Origin of the sequence: Azospirillum himalayense, assembly GCF_042657465.1 — a bacterium.
In the GTDB taxonomy this organism is placed as follows: domain Bacteria; phylum Pseudomonadota; class Alphaproteobacteria; order Azospirillales; family Azospirillaceae; genus Azospirillum; species Azospirillum himalayense.
Genome location: NZ_JBHSLC010000115.1, coordinates 15665 through 37808 on the forward strand (window position 1 = coordinate 15665; position 22144 = coordinate 37808).

The 22144-nt window shown below is 69.3% G+C and carries 16 protein-coding genes; 8 read left to right on the forward strand and 8 right to left on the reverse strand.

Translation table 11 applies throughout. The annotated features are described in order from the left end of the window. The first annotated feature begins 8 nt into the window (after positions 1-8). From ACFPMG_RS31235 to ACFPMG_RS31250, 4 genes are all read left to right on the forward strand, one after another. A complete protein-coding gene (locus ACFPMG_RS31235; protein WP_376999543.1) occupies positions 9-1721 on the forward strand; it encodes a methyl-accepting chemotaxis protein in 1713 nt (570 codons plus the stop codon). A gap of 156 nt (positions 1722-1877) precedes the next feature. Continuing rightward, a complete protein-coding gene (gene lptF, locus ACFPMG_RS31240) occupies positions 1878-2999 on the forward strand; it encodes an LPS export ABC transporter permease LptF (protein ID WP_376999545.1) in 1122 nt (373 codons plus the stop codon). Positions 3000-3016: 17 nt separating this feature from the next. After that, the gene (locus ACFPMG_RS31245) at positions 3017-4045 is read left to right on the forward strand and encodes a glycosyltransferase family 9 protein (RefSeq protein ID WP_376999547.1); all 1029 of its coding nucleotides are present in this window, start codon (positions 3017-3019) and stop codon (positions 4043-4045) included. 92 nt (positions 4046-4137) lie between these two features. Next, positions 4138-4626, forward strand: a complete 489-nt coding sequence (locus ACFPMG_RS31250; protein ID WP_376999549.1) for a flagellar biosynthesis regulator FlaF — start codon at positions 4138-4140, stop codon at positions 4624-4626. A gap of 133 nt (positions 4627-4759) precedes the next feature. Here the strand turns inward: ACFPMG_RS31250 and ACFPMG_RS31255 are convergent, their stop codons facing one another. From ACFPMG_RS31255 to ACFPMG_RS31265, 3 genes are all read right to left on the reverse strand, one after another. Further along, the gene (locus ACFPMG_RS31255; protein ID WP_376999551.1) at positions 4760-6838 is read right to left on the reverse strand and encodes a flagellin N-terminal helical domain-containing protein; all 2079 of its coding nucleotides are present in this window, start codon (positions 6836-6838) and stop codon (positions 4760-4762) included. Next, positions 6835-8241, reverse strand: coding sequence for a flagellar hook-associated protein FlgK (flgK, locus tag ACFPMG_RS31260; RefSeq protein WP_376999553.1), 1407 nt, complete (start codon positions 8239-8241; stop codon positions 6835-6837). Before flgK ends, ACFPMG_RS31255 begins: the two co-directional genes overlap by 4 nt. A 78-nt stretch (positions 8242-8319) precedes the next feature. Beyond that, positions 8320-11745, reverse strand: coding sequence for a flagellar hook-basal body complex protein (locus ACFPMG_RS31265; protein ID WP_376999555.1), 3426 nt, complete (start codon positions 11743-11745; stop codon positions 8320-8322). A 328-nt stretch (positions 11746-12073) separates the two neighbouring features. On the opposite strand from ACFPMG_RS31265, the gene ACFPMG_RS31270 reads away from it, so the two are divergent. After that, positions 12074-12292: a hypothetical protein gene (locus ACFPMG_RS31270; RefSeq protein WP_376999703.1), complete on the forward strand. Its 219-nt coding sequence runs from the start codon at positions 12074-12076 to the stop codon at positions 12290-12292. On the opposite strand, the gene ACFPMG_RS31275 is transcribed toward ACFPMG_RS31270, so the two are convergent. After that, positions 12265-13719: a tetratricopeptide repeat protein gene (locus ACFPMG_RS31275; RefSeq protein WP_376999557.1), complete on the reverse strand. Its 1455-nt coding sequence runs from the start codon at positions 13717-13719 to the stop codon at positions 12265-12267. The two genes, ACFPMG_RS31270 and ACFPMG_RS31275, sit on opposite strands and share 28 nt — an antisense overlap. A 66-nt stretch (positions 13720-13785) precedes the next feature. Between ACFPMG_RS31275 and ACFPMG_RS31280 the strand changes: the two genes are divergently transcribed. After that, entirely contained in the window at positions 13786-14118 is a 333-nt protein-coding gene (locus ACFPMG_RS31280; protein WP_306706965.1) for a DUF1491 family protein, read from the forward strand. Between the two features lie 25 nt (positions 14119-14143). Here ACFPMG_RS31280 and ACFPMG_RS31285 read toward each other — a convergent pair whose 3' ends face one another. Together ACFPMG_RS31285 and ACFPMG_RS31290 are read right to left on the reverse strand one after the other, a co-directional pair. Continuing rightward, on the reverse strand, positions 14144-16615 hold the full coding sequence (locus ACFPMG_RS31285) for an ATP-binding protein (RefSeq protein ID WP_376999560.1): 2472 nt from the start codon (positions 16613-16615) through the stop codon (positions 14144-14146). A gap of 7 nt (positions 16616-16622) precedes the next feature. Further along, a complete protein-coding gene (locus ACFPMG_RS31290; protein ID WP_376999562.1) occupies positions 16623-18173 on the reverse strand; it encodes a bifunctional metallophosphatase/5'-nucleotidase in 1551 nt (516 codons plus the stop codon). Between the two features lie 439 nt (positions 18174-18612). On the opposite strand from ACFPMG_RS31290, the gene pdxR reads away from it, so the two are divergent. Further along, positions 18613-20058: a MocR-like pyridoxine biosynthesis transcription factor PdxR gene (pdxR, locus tag ACFPMG_RS31295; protein ID WP_376999564.1), complete on the forward strand. Its 1446-nt coding sequence runs from the start codon at positions 18613-18615 to the stop codon at positions 20056-20058. A 16-nt stretch (positions 20059-20074) separates the two neighbouring features. On the opposite strand, the gene ACFPMG_RS31300 is transcribed toward pdxR, so the two are convergent. Then, positions 20075-20524, reverse strand: a complete 450-nt coding sequence (locus tag ACFPMG_RS31300) for a carboxymuconolactone decarboxylase family protein (protein ID WP_376999566.1) — start codon at positions 20522-20524, stop codon at positions 20075-20077. A gap of 126 nt (positions 20525-20650) precedes the next feature. Then, positions 20651-21250, reverse strand: a complete 600-nt coding sequence (locus ACFPMG_RS31305; protein WP_376999568.1) for a TetR/AcrR family transcriptional regulator — start codon at positions 21248-21250, stop codon at positions 20651-20653. Between the two features lie 73 nt (positions 21251-21323). Between ACFPMG_RS31305 and bdcA the strand changes: the two genes are divergently transcribed. Beyond that, positions 21324-22037, forward strand: a complete 714-nt coding sequence (gene bdcA / locus ACFPMG_RS31310) for an SDR family oxidoreductase (protein WP_376999570.1) — start codon at positions 21324-21326, stop codon at positions 22035-22037. Positions 22038-22144 lie beyond the last annotated feature (107 nt).

The window sequence follows — 22144 nt, forward strand, 5'->3', positions numbered from 1 at the left end:
AGGAACGAATGAAGGCACTCGACAATCTGCGGATTGGCCAAAGGCTGTCCATCGGCTTCGCGGCGGTGATCGCGGTGCTGGTTGTGACGGTCGGCACCGGCCTGCTGCTGACCGACAACGGGAAGACGCTCAGCCGTCTGGTGGCCGATGTCCGCATGCCGACGGCGCTGGCCGGGCAGGGCATCGTCGCGTCGGTCACCGCGACCAACGCAGCCATGCAGGGCTATCTGCTGACCAACCGTGAGGATCTGAAGCAGGAGCGCAACGTCGCCTGGGACCGCATCGACGCCCTGCGCCAGGAGATGGACGGCCTTTCACCGCGCTGGACCGACCCGCAGGTGCGGGCCACCTGGGACGCGGTGAAGCCGCTGCTCGACCATCTGCGCCGCGATCAGGACATGGCCGAATCGCTTGGCACCATCGGCGACCAGATGGGGGCGCTGAACTCCCTGAACGACGACGCGATCCCGCGCGCCAACCAAGTGATGAGCCTGCTGGTCGGCGACGCCCGCTCCAACGACGCCAGCGGTCTGATCCCGCGCCAGCGCGCCCTGCTGCAGGCCGACACGGCGGGGATGATCCATGGCGCCGACCGGCTGGTGATGGTGCAGGCGGTTCTGCTGACCCTGGGGCTGCTGATCGCGGCGGCGGCGATCCTGCTGACCTCGCGCTCCATCGTGCGGCCGCTGGGCGCCATGACCGAGGCGATGCGGCGGCTGGCCGACGGCGACTCCGCGACCCCTGTGCCGGCCACCGGGCGGGGCGACGAGATCGGGCAGATGGCCAAGGCCGTCCTGGTCTTCAAGGACAACATGATCGCCGCGCGGCAGGCCGCGGAGCGCGAGCACGCGGAGCAGGACGTCCGCGCCCGCAGGGCCCGCGCCATCGAGGAGCTGACCGGCCGCTTCGATCGCGAGGCGGCGGCCGTGCTCGGCTCCGTCTCCGCCGCCGCGGTGCAGATGAAGGCGACGGCCAGCCAGCTCGCCGCAACGGCGGAGCAGACCACCCGCCAGTCGGTGACCGTGGCCGGCGCGTCGGAGCAGGCCAGCGCCAACGTGCAGACCGTCGCCACCGCGACGGAGGAGCTGGCCGCGTCGGTCCAGGAGATCGGACGGCAGGTCGCCAGCAGCACGGCCATCGCCGACGAGGCGGTGCACAAGGCCGAGCGCGCCGACCAGGCGATGCGCAGCCTCGCCACCGCCTCCGCGGAGATCGTCGCGGTGATCGACCTGATCACCCAGGTGGCTTCCCAGACGCGGCTGCTGGCGCTCAACGCCACCATAGAGGCGGCGCGGGCCGGCGAGATGGGCAAGGGCTTCGCCGTCGTGGCGGCGGAGGTGAAGGCGCTGGCCGACCAGACCACCCGCGCCACCGACGAGATCGCCGCGAAGATCGTCTCCGTCCGCAGCGAGACCGAGGGGGCGGTCGCCTCCATCGGCGACGTGATGGGCACCATCGGGCGAATCAGCGAGGTCGCCTCGACCATCGCCGCGGCGGTGGAGCAGCAGCAGGCGGCGACGCGGGAGATCGCCCGCAACATCCAGCAGGCCGCCGTCGGCACGCAGGACGTGACCTCCAACATCGCCGACGTGAACCGGGCGGCCAGCGAGACCGGCAGCGCCGCGCGCCACGTGCTGGAGGCCGCAGGATCGCTGTCCGATCAGGCGGACGGGCTGCGCAGCAAGGTGGAGGTTTTCCTGACCGCGGTGCGCACCGCCTGACGCGGCGGGCAGCGGGCAGCGGGCAGCGGGCAGTGGACGGGGGACGGCGCGCCGGGGAGCAAAAGTTCGGTGCGCCGGGTCTGTTTCCAGATCAGCACTTGACCCGGAGGCCCGAGCCCGTCAGCTTCTCGCCGGGCTTCCCCGTGACGCATGCACATGAACCGACTGCAACGCTATCTCTTCCGCAATCTTCTGATCGCCCTTCTCTATTCCACGGCCGGCCTGACTCTGACGATCTGGCTGAGCCAGTCCTTGCGGCTGATCGAGATGGTGGTGGAGGCCGGGGCGCCGATGCGGGTGTTCCTGTGGCTGCTCGTCCTCACGGTGCCGACCTTCCTCGGCATCGTGCTGCCGCTGGCCCTGGTCGGGGCGGTGCTTTTCACCTACAACCGGCTGGCGACCGACAGCGAACTGGTGGTGATGCGCGCCGCGGGCATCGGCCCCTTCGCGTTGGCCGCTCCGGCGATGCTGTTGGCCTCCGGCGTGACGGTGGTCGTCTATGTGCTGAACCTGTGGCTGACGCCCGCCGCCCACCAGGAACTGGTGCACATGGAATACGCCGTGCGCAGCGACTACTCCCAGCTGTTCCTGCGTGAAGGCGTGTTCAACGAGGTGGGCGACCGCTTCAGCGTCTTCGTGCGCGAGCGCGACAGCGAGGCCAATCTGCACAACGTGATCATCCATGACGGGCGCGTCCTGGAAAAGCCGGTGACGATCATGGGCGAGCGGGCGGTGATGCTGACCGGGGCGGAGGGCGCGCGCTTCGTCATCTTCAACGGCAACCGGCAGGAGCTGGATCGCAAGACCAACCGGCTGTCCCAGCTTTTCTTCGAACGTTACGCGGTCGACCTGAAGGTGCTGAGCAGCGCCAGCGGCGAGCGCTATCCGGACGCCCGCGAACGCTCCACCGACGAGCTGCTGCACCCGTCGCCCCAAATGGCGAGCGATCCGAAGATGATGCGGGACCTGCTGGCGGAACTGCACCACCGCCTGTCCTCGCCCTTGTTGGCGCTGGCCTACACCATGGTGGCGCTGGCCTGCCTGTTGTCGGGCGAGTTCAACCGGCGGGGCCAGTCGGTGCGGGTGACCACCGCGGTGCTGGTGGTGATGACCATCCAGGCCGCCGTCCTCGGCCTGTCCAGTCTGGCCGCCAAGGTCAGCGCGCTGGTGCCGCTGATGTATGTCCTGCCCCTGGTGGCGCTGGTGCCGGCCGCCTGGGTCCTGTCGCGCAACCTGCGGCGGCGCGTGCCGCCCGGCGGCGAAGCGGCGGCGGGCTGAGGGAGGCTGGCCGGGTCTTGCGCATCCTGTTCATCACCTCCAACCGTCTCGGTGACGCGGTTCTTTCCACCGGGCTGCTGGCCCATTTGACGGAGCGGCATCCGGACGCCGCGCTGACCATCGCCTGCGGCCCGCTGCCGGCGCCCCTGTTCCGCTCCGTGCCGGGGCTGGAGCGGCTGATCCCCATGCCGAAGCGGGCCTGGGCGCGGCATTGGATCGACCTGTGGCGGGCCTGCATCGGCGTGCGCTGGGATATCGTGGTGGATTTGCGCAATTCCGCAGTCGGCCGTCTCGTCCTGGCGAAGCGCCGGTTCTTCCACGCCCGTGCCCCCCACCTTCACAAGGTGGAGGAGATCGGGCGCGTGCTGGAACTGTCGCCGCCGCCGTCGCCCCGCCTGTGGATCGACGCGGCGGCCGAGGCGGAAGCCGACCGGCTGCTGCCCGGAGGGACGGAGCCGTTCCTGGCGATCGGCCCGACCGCGAACTGGACCGGCAAGGAATGGCCGGCGGACCGTTTCGCCGAACTTGCAACGCGGCTGACCGGCCCCGGCGGCCGGCTGTCCGGCCGGCGGGTCGCCGTCCTCGCCGCCGGGCCGGAGCGCGAGCGTGCCCGGCCGGTTCTGGAGGCGCTGGGCGAGCGGGCCATCGACCTGACCGGGCGCACCGACCCGATGGCCGCGGCGGCCTGCGTGCGCCGGGCGGCGCTCTATGTCGGCAACGATTCCGGGCTGATGCACATCGCGGCCGCTGCCGGCACGCCGACCGTCGGATTGTTCGGTCCGGGCTTCCCGGAGACCTACGGTCCCTGGGGCGTGGCGGCGCGGACCGTGATCAGCCGGGTTCCGCGGTCCGAACTCCTGGCCCGTCAGAAGGCCGACCCGCAGGCCACCGGTCTGATGGACGGAATTTCCGTGGAAGCGGTCGAGCAGGCGGCGGGTGAATTGTTCGTGCCTTCGACGCCGGCCCCCGCAATGACGGACCCTCCACCGGCGCAGTGCCGTGAAGTCGTGACAAATCCTTGCAAATCACCGGAGACAGGTCCCTAAAGTTGACAAGGATTGAAGGATCGCTGACAATCCTTTTGGTCCGGACGTGATACAGCATTGCTCTGTCCGGCGGCCTGTCCCGAGGGTTTGGAATGAAGCCGACACCGACATACGCGAACAAGCCGACCTCCGACAATCCCCGTGATGTCGAGGCCTGGGCTTTGGCGGAGGCGTCGCGGCGCCTGATCGATGCCGGGCGCAGCCCCGTGAACGAAGAGACGCTCCGCGGCGCCCTGCAATTGAACCAGCGCCTGTGGACGATCTTCCAGGCCGCGATGACCGAGGACGATTGCGGCCATCCGCCGGAGGTGCGCACCAACATCGCCGCGCTGTCGCTGCTGGTCGACCGCGAGACCATGGCCCGGCTGATCGACCTTGACGTGTCGAAGCTGGAAACGCTCATCAGCATCAACCGTTCGGTGGCCAGCGGCCTGACCGCCCGCCCCGATGCGCCCGCCCAGGCTCAGCCCGCGCCGGCTCCGCAGGCGGGGGCGCGGCCCGCCATGGCCCCGCAGATGGCCGCGCCGGTTGCCGCTCCGGACGGGCAGCCGCCGCGCCAGTCACTGCGCATCTCGATCTGAAGCCTGAGCGCTTCGAACGGAAAACCGGCGCCCTTCGGGGCGCCGGTTTTGTTTTGGCGGCGGTTGGCGGGGAGGAGCCGGTGGCGGTGCCGCCTCCCTTTCCCTCCCCGAGGGGGAGGAAAAGGCCGACTCGTCAAGCGATGTAGTTCAGCAGCGACAGCTTCTGGCGCTGGCCGGCGACCGTGTAGGCGGCCTCCAGGGCGTTCATGGAGGTGCGCAGGCGCGCCGCCACCTCGGTCTCGTCGATGCCTTCGATGCCGGCGATGCGCTCGACCACCGTGGCGGACGCGGTGGTGTGGGCGGTCTTCTTCTCCTCCAGCGTCGCGAGGTCGGACGCCACCTTGGAGTGGACCGAGCGCACCTCGTCCTTGGCCTGGGCCATCAGCTCCCGCGACTTGGTGATGTATTCCTCGTACTTGCCGGGATTGGACGCGGCAACGTGGGCCATGCGGAAGGCGGCGACCAGCTTCTGGAAGGCGCGGTCGTCGCTGGTGACGCCGTAGGTCAGCGTCTGGCCGTCGTCGATGGTGACCGCGGCCTTGTCCCATGCCTTGCTGTTCTTCCGGTTCGACATGTATTCCGAATCGTAGAAGGGCAGATCCGGCGGGTCCACATAGGGCAGGTCGGTCAGCGCGTCAGCCTGCGACGGCAGCGTGGCAACCGAAATGGTGTTGTCGATCTGGCCGTTGACCGCCCGCACCGAGGTGGTGAACTGCTGCACGCGCGACGGATGGTTGGGGTCCATCGTGCTGTTGCCGGTCAACTGGACGGTCGATCCGTTGCCGAGGTCGCCGAGGATCGCGTTCATGTCCAGCGGCGGCACGGGGCTGGTCTTCGTGAGCTCGGTGCGCAGCATGTCGGCCACCTTCGACACGTCGGTGACGCCGTTGTTGTAGTCCTTCTCGGTGACCGTGTAGCGGACCGTGTATTGCTGGTAGGGCGGCAGGTCTTCCGGCTCGTCCGGGTGGTCCGCGTAATATTTCCGGTTGAAGGGGTCGTCCGGGTCGCCGACGGCGATGTTGATTTCGTAGGTGTCGCCGATGTCCACCCCGTCGCCGGTCAGCGTGAAGCTGTCAATCTGCTTCAGCCCGGTGCCGGCGGGCGCCGGCAGGGTGGCCGCCTGGGTGGTGGTCGGCGCCGTCATCGAGTTGTCGATGCTCATTGAGTTCTGGACGCGCGCCTTCACGTCGAACTTCTGGCTCGGGTCCTCGCTGATCAGCGAGATGACGCCGTTGGCCGCGGCGGCGATGATCGGCAGCTTCGGATTGGCCGACTGGATCAGGCTGTTGAGCGTGCTGGCGACGAAGGTGACGGTCTTCGGATCGCCCGGCTGGACCTGATAGCCGAAGGGCTTGCCGTCGATCGACACCTCGAAGTAGTCGTCTTCGTTGACCATCGACCCGTTCAGCGTCACGCGGGTGGACTGCGGCTGGGCCAGCAGGTCGCCGACCGGCTCCGTGCCGTAACGCGAGCCGGCGAACAGGTAGCGGTCGCCGAACTGCTCGTTCAGAAGCTGCTGGATGTCGCGCAGCGCGCCCTCGACCCGGTCGCGCATGTCGTTGGCCTGCGGCCAGCTCACGTTGAAGGTGCTGCTCGACGCCGCGGTGAGCTGGTCGAAGCTGAGATTCAGGACCGCGCCTTCGCCGGGGCCGCCATCGATCTTGAAGTTGTAGCCGCCGCCGTCGCTGGGTGGCACGGTCTTCAGATTGATGGTGCGGGTGGTCTTGCCGCCCAGCCCGTCGGTCACCGTCACGTCGAACGAGCCGTTGACGCCATCCTTCGACGGGATGGAGGTCACGGTGTAGCGGGCGTTCTGCGTGAAGGTGGACTTGTCGCCGTTGACCGTCAGCTTCAGCGCGTCGGGATTGCTGTTGAAGGTGGAGGTGACGCTGGCCGGTCCCGGCTGGAACGGCATCAGGTTGCTGCTCTGCCAGTCCGTGGCCAGCTTCTCCAAGCTGTTCAGCACCGTGTCGGTCGCCTTCACACGCGGCGACGCGGTGTTGATGTTCTGGACATAGGACTCGCGCTGGGTCAGCTCGGCGCGCAGGGCGAGCAGCTTCTGCGTCTCGGCCCCGTAGGCGTTGAGGTCGGTGGACTTCTTTCCGGTGGTCAACTGCTCCGAGAGCGTGTCCACCTTGTTCTGGCCGTTGGTCAGGTTGCGAACCAAGCCAAGATACTTGGCGTAGCTGCTGACTTGAGTGACGGAGCTCATCGGACGATCGCCTCCAGCGCGTCAAACATCGTGTTGGCCACTTGCATGACCCGTGCCGACGCGGCGTAGGAGGTCTGGAGCTGCTGCAGATTCGCGATTTCCTCGTCGATGTTGACGCCGGTCGTCGCGTGGTAGCGCTCCTCCAGGATCTGGCGGGAGTCCTTGTCGAGCGAGTTTTTGTCCATCGCGGTCTTGGCCGCGGACATCCAGCCGCCGGTGATGTTGCTGCTGATCGAGCTGAAGGACGCGCCCTCCAGCTTCAGCCCGTCGGCCTGGAAGCTGCGGCCGGTGGCGCCGAGCGCGGTCACCACGTCCTTGACGGCCGCGCTCTTCAGCTTCTTCGTGTTGTTCAGCAGGTTCTCGTTCACGTGGATGGTGAAGCGGTCGTTGCCCATGAAGAACTGCGTGCCTTCCTCGCCCGGCACCGTCTTGGCCTGGTCGTAGGCGTCGCGGAAGCTGGTGGGCTCGCCCGGCTTGGTCGAACCGGTGAACATCTGCGCGTAGGCGTCGAGCTGCGAGCGCAGCTTGCGGATCACCTCGGTGGTCGGATCGGCGCTGGCCGGCTGCGGCGGGGTGGAGGTCGAGCCGTCGGCGCGTAGGTTCATCAGCGCGGCGACCTTGCCCTCCTTAAGGTGCTGGTTGACGTTGGTGACTTGATTGCCCACCGTCAGGTTGATATTGCCGCCCTCATAGGAAAGATTTGCCGCCTGGCTGTCGACCAGCGCCAGCCCCGTGGGGGTGAAGACGGCGACGCGGCCGTCCGGGCGGGTCATCGTGCGCACGCCGACATAGGTGCTCAGCTCGCGGATCAGCCCGTCGCGCTTGTCGGCCACCTCGTTGCCGGCTGAGCCGTAGCCCTGCAGCGAAACGATGTTGTTGTTGATGCTGTTGATTTCCTTCAGCAGCCGGTTCACCTCGCCGACCGACTGGCTGAGGTCGCCCTGGATTTCGCGATCCATGTCCTCCACGCCCTGGGACACGCGCACGATCTCGCGCGAGAAGGTGTCGGCGGCCTGGATCAGCTGGTACTGCGCGACCTCGCTTTCCGGGGAGGTTTCCACCGCCTTCCAGGCGGTCTGGAAGGCTTCGGCGTACTGGTTCAACTGCGGCTTGCCGCTGGTCGTGCGCAGCAGGTCGCCCAGCTGCTGCATGTAGGAGGATTTGGTGGCCGAGGTGCCCTCGCGCGCGGTCAGGTCCTGCACCTGGCTGAGCAGGGCGGAATCGACCTCGCGGCGGTATTGGGAGGTGAGGACGAACCCGTTGGAGTCCAGCACGTTCGACACGGTGTGCCGGGTGCGGGTGGGATCGTCGGCGCGGGCGACGTTGTCCGAGACCAGCTTCACCTGGGCCTGGACCGCACGGAGGCCGGCCGTCGCGCTGCCGAGGGCGCCGAAGAGTGACATGGTCGTTGGACCTTTCGTCTGCGGGATAGGCCGGGCTGGGCGCGGATCGGGCGCCCGCCCGCTGGATCAGGACCGCGCTTAGCGCTTCAGGCCGAGGACTTCCTGAAGCATCTCGTCGGAGGTCGTGACGATCTTCGTGTTGGCGGAGTAGGTGCGCTGCGTGACGATCAGCTTGGTGAACTCGTCCGCGATGTCCACGTTGGAGGATTCCACGCTGTTCGCGACCACCGCGCCGGCGCCGTTGGTGTCGGGGTCGTTGAAGTTCGGCCGGCCGCCGTCGTCCGTCTCGATGTAGACGCCGCCGGCCTCGCGCTGCAGGGCGTTGGGGTTGTTGAAGGTGACCACCGGGATGCGCCCGATGGTGCGGCTGCGGCCGTTGTCGTAGTTCACGATCACGTCGCCGTTGTCGCCGTAGACCACCTCCTTGTACTGGCCGCGCGAGGCGCCGTCCTGAACCAGTTCGCGCACGTTGATCTCGCTGCCGGCGAACTGGGTGACGCCGCCCGACTTGCCGATCTGGCCGAGGTTCAGCGTGATCTGCTGCGGGCCGAAGCCGTAATCCACCGTGAAGGTCACGTTGGCGTCCGCCCCCACCCCCTGGTTGGCGGAGGTCACCGCCGTGCCGGTGCCGACCTTGGCCGTGCTGACGCTGGTGATGGTGCCGACGTTGCCGGGGTCGGTGCCGAAGTTCAGCAGGACATGTGCGGGGGTGGTGCCGGCCTGGGCGGCGGTTTCCAGCGTGAACTGGTCGGCGGCGGTGCCGCTCGCCGACTTGGCGACGAGCTTCAGCACGCTGCCCTCGGCGCTGGCCGTCACCGGCAGGGAGGTGTTCTTGTTCACCAGATTGGCGAGGCTGGCCGCGATGGTCTCCATCGAGGTCTCCTCGCCCGTCGTCCGGTAGGTGATGGGCGAGCCGTTGACGATGACCGTGTACTCGGCGTCCTTGTCGCCCGGCGTGCCGGTCAGCGTCACCGATTCCGACTGCCGCACCCCCGCCACGTTGGAGGTGGTGGTCGAGGCGGTCAGCGTGCCGGAGCTGCCGGTGGCGTTCTGGATGCTGGCCTTCGCCTCGAACTTCCCGGTGGTGGAGGTGTTGTGGGTAAGGGTCAGCCGGCCGCCGGTCGAGGTGGCGACGACGTTCAGGTTGGCGGCGTTGACGCGGTTGGCCAGCTCCTGCAGGACGCCGTTGATGTCCTGGAAGTTGCCGTAGTTGGACTTGTCCACCTTCACCGAGATCGGTGTGCCGTCGACCGACACCGAATAGACGTCGCCGATGTCGATCTGTGTCTGCGGATAGGAGAATTCCTGACGCTGGCCGCGGGAGTCCGTCGGCGCGCTGATCGTCGGGCCGTTCACCTGGTTGTTGGAGGCTGCGCCCGAGGTGTATTCCTGGTCGATCTTGAAGGGCGTGCCAGGGTTGCGGGCGGTGACCTGCAATTGTGAATTCACAACCGACGCAATCACCGGCGCCTGCGGCCGGGCGGAGTTGATCTGGGCCGCCAGCGCGTTGGCGATGCCGCCGTAGGTCCCCATGGTCAGGATGTTGTCGGCGGTCACCGACACCGCGTAGGGCACGCCGTCCACCCGCACGGTGTAGCTGTCGCCCACCCGCACGTTGTCCGTGCCGGTGATGTCCAGTTTGTTGCCGCTGACGTTGAGGGCCGTGCCGGCGGTCGAGCCGGTCAGCACCAGATCACCCGCGGCGTTGACTGTGGCGCCCACGGCAAGGCCGGCGTTGTTGATCTGCGTCATCAGATCGTTGACGACGCCTTTCATGTCGCTCAGCGTGTTGATGTTCGAGTAGGAAACCGTGGTCTTGAACTCGGTGCCCAGCACGTTGACGATGTACTGGTCCGGCACCTTCAAGGTTGCGGCTGTCGGGAAGGAAATCTGGGTGATCTCGGGCAGAGCGGCGGTGGCGACCTGGATTGGGGTCACCGTGGCCGCCGTGTAGTCCACCGGGCTGGAGGCGGTGATGTTGTTCTTGCGGCTGTCGGCGTTGGTCACGCCATAAGTCGCCGTGAAGGTCTGCGTCGCGAGCGTGCCGTCCAGCACGAGCTGGTTGGCAGTGCCGGCGGGGACGATCAGGGGGTCCGTGCCGACTCTGGCGTTGATGCCCAGGGGCGGTACGGCGCCGTTGATCTGGCTCGCCAGATCGGCGACCACGCCGTTGATGTTGCCCAACGCGCCGATGTTGGCCGAGGTGACGCGAGTCTTGAACTCCTTGCCCGCCACGGTGATGCGGAACTCGTCGCCCACATCGATGGCGGCGGTGGAGAAGGTGAAGGTGCTGCGCTGATCGCCGCTGAGCGAGCCGGTCAGGTTGGTCGAGGGGCCGCTGACCGTGCTGAGCTGCGGCGCCGCGTTGGAGAAGCTGCCGCTGACCTCGACCGGAGAGCCATCCAGCTTCTTCACCAGAATCTTGCGTGGGTCGCTGCTGTCGATCTCAGCGGTGTAGGGGGCGGGCACCATCGCGTTGACGGCGCTGGCCAGCGCGTTCGCCACGTCTGTGAAGCTCGAGAAGCTCGCGATGTTCGCGGCGGTCACCGCGACTGTGATGGGGGCGCTGCCGTTGATGTTCAGGGTGTAGGTGTCGCCGACCCGGATGTTGTCCTGGTACGTGTTGTCCGGATAGTAGTTGGTGCGTCCGCTGACCGTGACCGACGAGGGCGGGACGGAGGTCGTGCCGTTGACCAGCACTTGGCTGACCTGGGCCACCGGCGTCACGCCGGACACCTGGCTGCCCGCCGCCATGGAGGCGGCACCGCCGGTAAAGGAGCCGGCGACCGGCTGCGTCGCGCTGCCCGGCGCCTCGATGCCCAGGCGCCACGCGTTGGCGGCGTCCTGACGCCAGTTGAACTGGATAGTCCGGGCGTTGCCCTGGGTGTCGTAGACCTGGATGCTGGAGGACGGGATCGGCACGCCCGGCGTCGGGGTGGCCGGCAGGTTGGCGCCAAGCGTGATGCTGTTGGTCGACTGCGGCTTGTCGGTCAGGGTGTTGACCTGGAGCGGCTGCACCACGTCCTTCTTCAACTGGCCGGTCACGTCGTCGACGATCCAGCCGTTCAGCGCGAAGCCGGCGCTGTTCACCAGATAGCGGTTCTTGTCCAGCTCGAAGTCGCCGACGCGGGTGTAATAGACGTTGTCGGCGTTCAGAGTGCCGGTCTGCGTCTGCACCGTCTCGCCCTGCTGGCCGGGGCCGGTCAGGCCGCGGCTGAGCTTGGACACGCTGAAGAAGCCCTGGCCCTGGATGGCGGCGTTGGTCGGGCTCTGCACCTGGGTCAGGTTGCCCTGGATGTTGTTCATGAAGACCGGCGCCGCCGTCACGCCGCCCGGAGCGTGCAACCGCTCGTTGGACTGCAGCACCAGCGTTTCGAAGGCGGTGTTGACCCGCTTGTAGCCGACGGTCGAGGCGTTGGCGATGTTGTCAGAGATGTGACCGAGGGCCTTCGACTGCGCGTTCAGGCCGAGGACGGCGGTGGTCATCGAACCGAAGATGCTCATGGCCAGGGATCTCCAAACGGAAAGGGCAAAATTCGTTGCCATTCGGATAAGCAAGGACGATGCCAATTGCGCGGCTGTAGTTAACATGTTGTTTTGTATGGAAAAGGCTGACGAGGGAACGCGCCGGACCCCTTTTTGCCGCGCGCTGGGAAAAATTGGCCTAGCGCCCCGGACAGGGAGAGGGAAGAAAGCTCCCGTCCGAATGCTCGGTCCGACCGGTATGACCTAAGGACAGGACGTGACCGGGCGGGGGCTGCGGTAGAAGAGGGGAGAGGAAACGGGACACACGCCGGCGGTGGGGCCGCCGGGGGAGGGCGGCTTGGACCGTGTGGAGCAACTTCTGATACCGTTGCTGGGGGCGGCCCTTCTGGGGCATGCGCTGAGCAGCGCGCCGCTCCGCTTCGATCCGCCGGAGCCGCGGCCCTTCGACGTCGCCGCCTTCAACGCCACCCTGCCGGCGCTGGACGTGCCGGCGCTGCCGGCCGCGGCGCCTCGTCCGGCCTGGAGCGGGAATGATCCCTACGACTGCTTCTGCGGCGCCAACTGAGCGGCGGCGAAGTGCTCCATCTCCGCGGCGACGGTGCGCAGGACGCTGTCCCAGTCGCCGGGGCGGGGCTGGCGGAACAGGCGCAGCGACGGGTACCAGGGGCTGTCCGTGCGGTCGAGCAGCCAGCGCCAATCCGGCGCGTAGGGCAGCAGCAACCAAGCCGGAACGCCGAGCGCGCCCGCCAGATGGATGGTCGCCGTGTCGACCGCGATGACGAGGTCCAGGTTCGCCAGTATGGCCGCGCTGTCGGCGAAGTCGCGGATGCCCGCGGTCAGATCCGGCAGGGCGGCGGGTCGGGCCACTTTGGCGTCGCCGGTCTGCAGGCTGAACAGGCGCAGGCCCGGCGTGTCGAGCAGCGGGCTCAGCCGATCGGCGGGAATGGAGCGGTTGCGGTCGTTGCGGTGGTTCGGGTTGCCCGCCCAGACCAGGCCGACACGTGGCCCCGGACCCCTCCCCGTTTCAATGTCAGCGATCCGGCGGCCCCAGCGCGCCATCTCGTCCGCCTCGGCGGCGAGGTAGGAGGAAGGCGCGGGGATGCTCGCCAGATCGGTGCCGAAGGCGCGTGGCAGGCTCATCAACGGACAATGGATGTCGTGCGGCGCCGGGGCGGGACCGCGGACCAGCACCTGGATGTCCGGTCCCAGCGAGCGCAGCAGACGAAACTGCAGCGGGTGCACGTCCAGGATCACCCGGCCGCCGGCGCGCGCCACCAGCGGGGCGTAGCGGGCGAACTGGATGGTATCGCCGAACCCCTGCTCGGCGTGCAGCAGGATGCGCCGGCCCTCCAGCGGCTCGCCGGTCCAGGGCGGGGCGGGCAGGCGGCGTGGGCGCCACTCGAATTCGTCCCATCCGGCGCGCAGGTCGCCCCGCACCAGCCGGCTGACCGCGCGTGCCAGATGCGCGTCGGTGTGGTCGGGCTGTGCGGCCAGCAGGGCGTCCAGGCAGGCGTCGGACTCCGCGAAGCGGCGTGCGTCGCGCAGCACGACGCCTCGGTTGAGCGCGGTGTCCGGATGGCCGGGCCGCAGCCGTTCGGCGCGCTCCAGCCACGCCAGCGCGGCGGGATGGTCGGCCAGGGCGTGGCGCACCGAACCCAGGTTCGTCAAGGCATCGGCCAAGGCCGGATCGAAGGCCAGGGCGCGGGTCAGCGCGGCGTCGGCCCGCTCCGCGTCGCCCAGCACGCGCAGGGCGCCGCCGAGATTCGCCCAGGGGGCCGCCGCGTCGGGGCGGAGCCGCAGCGAGCGGGCGATCAGTGCCGCCGCCGCCGCGTGTGCGCCGCGCTGGGCCTCCGCCACGCCGAGCAGATGCAGGGCGTCGGGCTGCGCGGGATCCACATCCAGCACGACGCGGTAATCCTGCGCCGCCTCGGCGAGGCGACCGGCCAAGTGGTGGTTGACGGCGGCGTCGAGAACGTCCAGGAGTGTCGCCATGCCCGTTGTCTACACCGGGGCCATGCCGAAGGCGAGCCCCCGGACCTTCCCGGAACGAGGATTTCCATGGACGACCGTCTGCCGACGCACCTCTGGGTGATGGCGCACATCCGCGCCGCCGATGCCGAGGGCGTCACGATGATGGTTCTGCGCAAGGGCGATCCCAGCCGCGGCACGGTCATCCTGAAACTGAACCGGCTGGACCGGACCTTCAGTGTGCTGGTCCAGGTGCGCGAGGAGGAACGGCTGCGCTGGTCGCGCGGCACCGGCGCCGAGCCGGTGGACGAGGCGACGGCGGACGCCTACATCGCCCGCCAGACCCGCTACGACCCCGACGTCTGGGTGATCGAGGTCGAGGACCGCAAGGGCCGTCATTGGTTCGAGGGCGAGGTGCGCTGACCCCGTTCTGCGGAACGGCGCCGGATCACACCAATTCCGCCTTTCCCACCGTTGTGCCCGCCGTGGGCGTGACGCGCGGGAAGCGCAAGGTGAAGCGGGTGCCCTCACCGGGGATGCTCTGCACCGTGATGGTGCCGCGCAGCGTGCCGGTGACGAGGTTGTAGACGATGTGCAGCCCCAGCCCGCTGCCGCCGCTGCCCCGACGGGTGGTGAAGAAGGGGTCGAAGATCTTCGGCAGGATGTCCGACGGGATGCCCAGCCCGTCGTCGGCCACCGTCAGCTCCACCTGATCCTGCGGCAGCAGGCGGGCGGCGATGGTCAGCCGGCCCGGATGGTGCGGCGTGAAGGCGTGGGTCAGCGCGTTGAGGACGAGGTTGGTCAGGATCTGCGACAGCGCGCCGGGATAGCCGTCCAGTTCCAGATCGTCGGGGCTGTCCAGACCGATGTCCAGCCCGGCCACGTCCTTGTAGGTCGGGCGCAGGCTGCGCAGCAGCTCCCCGATGTAGGTCTTCAGTTCGAACCGGCGGCGCTCGTCGCTCGACTGGTCAACCGCGACCATCTTGAAGCTCTGCACCAGATCGGCGGCGCGCATGCTGTTGGACAGGATCAGCCGGGCCATCTCCCCGCCGTCGGCCAGGAAGCGCTGGAACTCCGACTTCTTGATGGTCCCGGCGGCGAGTTGTCGGGTCAGCTCCTCGAACTGCACGGCGAGCTGCGAGGCGCCGGTGATGGTGATGCCGATGGGGGTGTTGACCTCGTGCGCCACCCCGGCGACGAGCTGGCCGAGCGAGGCCATCTTCTCCGCCTGGATCAGGCTGGCCTGGGTCTCCTTCAGTTCGCGCAACGCCTGTTCGGCCGCGTCGCGGGACCGGCGCAGCGCCGCCTCCGCCTCGACCTCGCGGGTCACGTCGACGACGATGGACTGGACGGCGGTCTCCCCCTTCCAGTCGATGCGGCGGCTGGTCAGCTCGATCCAGCGCTCCGACCCGTCGAGCCGGCGGGCGCGCAGCCGCCGGCGGTCGCTGGGCAGGCCGGTGGCGACGATGTGCCGGTAGTTGTCCTCGACCAGCGGCCGGCTGTCCTCGGCGATGAAGTCGAGCACCGAGCGCACCCGCAGCGCGCGGTCCAGGCTGCTGCCCAGCATCTGCAGGAAGGCGTCGTTGGCGTAGAGCGGGCGGAAATCGCGGTGGATGATGATGCCCTGGATGGAGCCTTCGACAAGGTCGCGGAAGCGCCGCTCGTTGTCGGCCAGATCCATCTGGCGCCGGTCGATCTCGTCGATGAAGTAGCGGATGGAGGCGGCGATGTCGGTGATCTCGTCGTTGCCCTCCACCGGCACCGTCGCGTCGCTGCCGGACAGGCGGGCCAGCACGGCGCCGTTTAGCGCGACCAGCCGCGAGGTCAGGAAGCGCCGGAAGAAGAGATGGACCAGGATGGCCAGCAGGATGGAGGCGCCGCCCAGCACCATCACCGTGCGCGAGCGCTCCTGGATCATCGCCGCCAGATCGCCGGTGCGGTCGGTGGACTGGTCGTGGATGGCGTCGAACAGGGCCAGGGTGAAGCGGTCCACCGTCTCCACCAGGACGCGCGACTGGCCGGACAGCGCCTGGGCGCGGTTGCGCGCCTGCAGCCGCTCGGCGGAGCTGTCGAACAGCCCGCCCGGCGCCACCAGGATCGTGGCGAGATCGGCCCGGATGCGCTCCATGGCGGAGCCCTCCGGCTCCGGCGTGGCGGCGGCCAGGCGGCCCAGCTCGGCCAGCGTGTTCTCCGCGTTGCGGCGCTCGACCCGCAGCCGGTTCAGATGGTCGGTCTGCATCGCCCCGGCGGCCCGCGCCATCAGCGCCCCCGCCCGCACCGCCCAGGCGCCCAGCATCCCGCCCTCGCCGGGCGCCGCCACGGTCGGACCGGTTCCGGGTTCCGCCCCTGGAAGCCGCTCCAGCGCGTCGGCGAGCTGCGCCAGCGCGCGGATCGCCTCCGCCTGACGGGCGCCGGCTTCGATCTGCCGCCCGACCTCGGCGTTCAGGTCGGCCACCGTCGCCGCCAGGATCAGCAGGGTGGACTGGGCCTGTTCCAGAAGCCGCAGCTCGTCGCTTTCGCCATCGCCGCCCGGCTCGCCCTGCTGGTGGAGGTCGCGCATGCGCTCCACCAGCTTCCTCAGGAACTCAAGTTCGCTGATGAGTTCGTCGTAGATGGCCCGGCGCTGAGGGGTGCTGGCCGCGCCGGCCAGGACGGGCAGACGGGCGACCAGCTTCTGGAGCGAGCCGCGCAGCTCCGCGCTGGTGATGACCTTCGGCAGGGTGGTGGAGGACAGCACCGACACCTCCCCCCGGAACAGCTGGAAGGAGGACAGCGACACGACGCCGACCAGCAGGACCAGCATCGTCATGATGGTCAGGCCGATGGAGATGCGCAGCACGATGCCGGCGCGCGCCCCACGGCGCCGGCGCAGGGGCGCGGCGGCATCGGTGCGGTCGGTGGAAGGCGGCGTGGCGTCCATTCCGCGGCTACCGCTGGACCGTCAGGCGGCCGTCGAGCCGCGGCGCGAAGCTGCCCGTGCGGGCGATCCGGCTGGCCAGGATGGTCGAGACGAAATCGGCGTCGCGGTCATCCACCAGCCGCGGGGCGGTGGACAGCATCGCATAGCCGTCCCCGCCGTTGGCGAGGTAGCTGCCGGTGGCCAGCCGGAAGCGGGCCATCGGCTCGACCGGCTTGCCGCCCACCGTCAGCGCCACCACCCGCTGGCCGGGCGGGCGCGATGCATCGACGGTGACGCGGGCGTTGGACAGGTGCGGGAAGCGGCCCTGCAACTGCTCGATCCCGGAGACGCCGAACTCCAGCGCCTCGCGCAGCTGCTGCCCGGTGACCTCGATCAGCACGGCGGTGTCGTGGAAGGGGAACTCGGTCTGGATGTCCCGGCGCGTCCACACCGTGCCCGCCGCGTAGGCGCGGTCGCCGCGGAAGGAGCCGCCGTTGATCAGCGCCACGTCGGCCTCCATCGCCTCGCGCAGCGAATCGGCGACGGTGTTGGCGAAGGCGTTCTCGCTGGCGCGCACCGCCTCGCGCCGCGTGTCGATGGCGGTGTCCAGCCGGCCCACCTGCATGCCCAGCATGCTGTCCAGCCGCGCGCGGTAGGCCTTGGCCTGGGCGTCGAGGGCGGGGTCGGGAGGAACGGTGGCGGTGTCGATGGCGCGCACACCGCTGCTCCACACGGTGCGCGTGGCGCCCCCCTTGGTCACCGTCTCGGCGGTGACGTCCAGGGCCAGCACCCAGGCGGCCTGCGGCTCGACCGTCGCGTTCAGGGTCTTGCCGTCGTAATCCACGGCGACCACCCGCCCGCGGTCCTGGTAGAGCACGATGTCGGCGGCGCCGGAGGCGATCACCTCGCGGTGGGTGCCGCCGGAATCGCCGGTCAGCGCCACCACCAGATCGGCGCCGGCGTTGCGCAGGTCCTTCGCCTTCCGGGCCAGCACCGGACCCGGCGGCAGGAAGTCGGTGCGCGGCGAGCGGGTGATCTCCCCCGTCCGCGCCGGCGTCGCGGCCAGCACCCCGACGCGCACCGGCCCGGCGTTGAGCATCGCCCGGTCCTCCAGCCCGTCCAGCGGCTTGCCCGTCTGGCGGTCCACCGCGTTGGAGACGACCATGGGGAAGCTCGCCTCGAAGGCGCGGGTCATCAGCACGTCGTCGCCGTGATGGAATTCCCGGTTCAGCGCCGCCATGGCGTCGATGCCGACCCCGTTCAGCAGGTCGATGACGTGCGCCCCCTGGTCGTAGAAGGACAGAACGGAGGGGGCGAGCGCCTGCCCGCCGTGCAGGACCAGCACGGTGCCGCCCGCCGCCCGTTCCTGGCGGACCAGCGTGGCGAGCCGGGCGATGCCGCCGCGTCCCTGCACGTCCTCCAGCTCGGTCGTGCTGTGGGCATAGAGGATGGTGAAGCGGGTGGGGTCCGCCCAGGCGGTTCCGCAGGCTGAAATCCCGCCGGCCAAAATCCCGCCGGCCAGAATTCCAAGAAGCAGCGCGACCACCGGGCGCCGCCGGGCGCCCCTGCCGAATCCCATGCCGTCGTTCCCCATCCAGCGCCCGCACGGCCGTCGCCGCTGTGGGCCGCACCCCCAGTTCCGCGCCGGATTATGCGCGTTCGCGCGTCGGTGGTGAAGCTGTACCGAGGATGACAAATCGCCCCGTTCCACGACGGAACGGCACCGGGACGCCGCGGTGGAACGGAATTGCCAAAAGGCCATAGTATTTACAGGGAATTATCGGCCTATGCGGATGCTGCACCGCACCCATTCCGCATTGGTAATACCAGTTCGAAAGGGGTGCCCCTATTCTCCGCCAGCCCATTCTCGGGGCGTTTCCTCCCAAGACTCAAGGCCGGAGCGACTGCTCCGGCCTTTTTTTCGTCCGCGCCGCGCCGGACGCCGGGGCCAGCCAGCGGGAAATCGGGGGAGCTTGCGGTGGATTGCGAACGGGCAAGCTTGCGCTATCCTTCGGCCCATGCCCGCCCTGCCGCCGCCGGAAACCCTGGATATCGCCCTCAGCCGGACCGCGAGGGTTCCGCTGTCCGCACAGATCCACGCCGCCTTGCGTGACGCCATCCGCAATGGCCGGCTGGCCGGAGGGGCGCGGTTGCCGTCCTGGCGGGATCTGGCCGTGCAGCTCGGGGTGTCTCGTGGGACGGTGCGCGACGCCTATGAGCGGCTGATCGACGAACAGCTCGCGGTCGGCCTGGGCGCCGCGGGGACGCGGGTCGCCGAGGGGGCCATGGCGGGGCCGTCCCCCGTCGAGCCGGTCAAGGCTCCGTCGGTCCTGGAGCTGTTCTCCAATGTTGAGCGGGTGCCGCTGCCTTTCCAGATGGGCGTGCCGGCGCAGGACGCCTTCCCCTTCACGCTGTGGTCCCGGATCGTCGGGCGGGCGGCGCGGGCCGCGGCGGCGGCCCCGGTCGGCTATCCCGATCCTCGCGGCCATCCCGATCTGCGGCGCGAGATCGCCGCCGTGCTGGCCATCGCCCGCGGCATCCGTTGCGGGCCGGAGCAGATTTTCATCACGGCGGGCTATTCCGGCGCGCTCGGCCTGGTAGTCCGGGCCTTGCGGCTGGACGGAACCAGCGCCTGGATGGAGGATCCCGGCTTTCCCCTGACCCGGCGCGCCCTTCACCTCGCCGGCATGACCGTGGTGCCGGTGCCGGTGGACGGCAGCGGGATCGACGTGGATGCCGGAATCGCCTGCGCGCCGGCGGCGGGTCTGGCCGTGGTGACGCCCGGCCAGCAGGCGCCGCTTGGCGTGACCATGACGTTGCAGCGCCGCCTCGCCCTGCTGGAATGGGCGTCGCGGGCCGGGTCGTGGATCGTTGAGGACGACTATCTCAGCGAACTGCAACTGAAGGGCCGGGCCGCTCCGGCGCTGGCCTCCCTCGACCGGGATGGGCGGGTGCTGCACGCCGGCACCTTCAGCAAGACGATCACCCCGGCGCTGCGGCTCGGTTTCCTGATGGTGCCGCCGGGGCTGGCCGGCCTGTTCGGCGAGGCCGCCGCCTGCCTGTCCCCGGCTCCGGCGGCGGCGATGCAGCGGGCGGTGGCGGACTTCATGGCGAGCGGGCATTATTTCCGACACCTGCGCCGGATGAAGCGGCTCTACGCCGTCCGCCAGCAGGCGCTTCTGGCGGCCATGGGCGACGCCGCGGGGGCGGAGTCACCGATGGCGGTGGAGGCGTCGGGAAGCCTGTCGGTCCGCCTGGACCTGCCACTGGGCAGCCGCGACGTCGGCATCGCCGCGGCGGCGCAGGCGGACGGCCTCGCTCCGGTGCCGCTGTCGCCTTGGTACGCCGATGGCCCGGGGGCCGCTCGTCCCCGAGGCCTGCTGCTGGGCATCACCAATCTGCAGGAACGGCGCCTGTCCGACGACTGCCGCCGATTGATCGATCTGGTGAAGCGGCACGGCTGACTCTGCAAGAACGCGCTCAGCGGGCCGCGGCGGGAACCGTGCGGAAGCTGATGGCGAGGCGGTTGTAGAGGTTCATCAGGCCGATGGCGATCGTCAGGTCGGCAACCTCCTTCTCGGAGAACTGCGCCGACACCGCCTGGAACTCCGCGTCCGGGACGGCGGTCTCGGCCACCCGCGTCACCGTCTCCGCCCAGCGCAGCGCGGCGCGTTCACGGTCGGTGAACAGCGCTTCGGCCTCGTGCCAGACCGGCACCAGCACCAGCTTGTCGATGGTGACGCCGTTCTTCAGCAGATCGCGGCTGTGCAGGTCGATGCAATAGGCGCAGCCGTTGATCTGCGAAACGCGCAAATACACGAGGTCGATCAGCGTGACCGGAAGCCCGCACTGGCCGATGTAGCCATGCGCGCCGGCAAGGGCCTTCATGCCGGCAGGGGCGGTTGCGTGGTAGTCGAGACGCGGGGACATGGCGGTTGGTCCTCAATGGGGATGCGGGAGGTTCCCGGCTGCCGCTGATCCTGCATCGCCCGCCGGTCAGCCGTAAGGACCAAGACGTGACGGAAATCCTGTACCATCCTCCGCAGGGGGGATTGGTCAGGCGCCCGCCAGCTCCCGGCGGAAGGCGCGGTCCATCATGGCGGCCACCCGTTCCAGCCTTTCCCGGTCCGCGCCGTCGCGGGCGGCGGCCGACATCCCCATCATCGCGACCACCACCAGGTCGGCCAGCGCGTCGGCGCGGTCCGGCGCTTCGGTGGCGATGAAGTCGCGGACCGCCGCGCAACCCTCGCGCTTGGCCGCGTCGGCCAGAGCCTGCGCCTCGGGGTCGGCGCTGTTGCGCGCGCCATCGAGCACGAGGCACCCCGCCGTTCCACCCTGGCCGGGATACAGCTCCGCGGCGAGCGCCAGTGTCCGTCCGATCACCGTTGCCACGTCGCCGCCCTCCGCCAAAGCCCGCGCGAAGATGTTTGCTTCGCCCGCCGCGTAGCGCCGCAGCGCCCGCTCGAACAGCCCGGCCTTGCTGCCGAAGGCGGCGTAGAAGCTCGGCGGCTTGATGCCCAACTCGGCGCCCAACTCGGCCACGCCGACCGCATCGTAACCGCGGGCGTGGAACAGGCGCATCGCCGTCTCCACCGCCTCGTCCACGTCGAAGGAACGCCGCCGTCCGCGCGGCTCCGATTTTTTTGTAGCGATCACTATAAAAAATCCTTGCGCGATGCCCTGGGGTGATTTTATATAGCGGTCACTACATTAATTCAAGGAACCGATCATGAGCGACTTCGCGGGCAAGAACATCCTGGTGCTGGGCGGCAGCCGGGGCATCGGCAAGGCCATCGTCCAGCGCTTCGCGGCGGGCGGCGGGCAGGTCGCCTTCACCTACGCCGGCTCGGCGGACGCCGCCGCGGCGCTGGCCGCCGAGACCGGGTCCGAGGCGATCCGCACCGACAGCGCCGACCGCGACGCGGTGATCGCCACGGTGGCCGGGCGGGGCGCGCTGGACGTGCTGGTCGTCAACGCCGGGGTCGCGATGATCGGCGATCCGCTGACCTTCGACCCCGACGCGGTGGACCGCATGATCGACATCAACGTGCGCGGGCCTTACCACGCCGCGGTCGAGGCGGCGCGTCACATGACCGGGCCGGGGCGCATCATCGTCATCGGGTCGGTCAACGGCGACCGGATGCCCTTCGCGGGCGGGGCGGCCTACGCGCTCACCAAGGCGGCGGTCCAGGGAATGGTGCGTGGTCTGGCGCGCGACTTCGGCGACCGCGGGATCACCGTCAACGCCATCCAGCCGGGGCCGACCGACAGCGACATGAATCCGGCCGACGGCCCGATGGCCGCCGCCATGCACGGCTTCATGGCGATCAAGCGCCACGCCCACGCCAGCGAGGTCGCCGAACTGACCGCCTTCGTCGCCGGCCCGCACGGCGCGATGATCACCGGCTCGTTCCAGACCATCGACGGCGGCTTCGGGGCCTGACGGCCACCGGTTAAAGCGGATTGCAATCCGCTTTGGGCCGCGACGGCGGACCCGGCCGCACATGCGGCCGAAGCCAGGCCGGCAAATGAGGCCATATGACCCTAAAG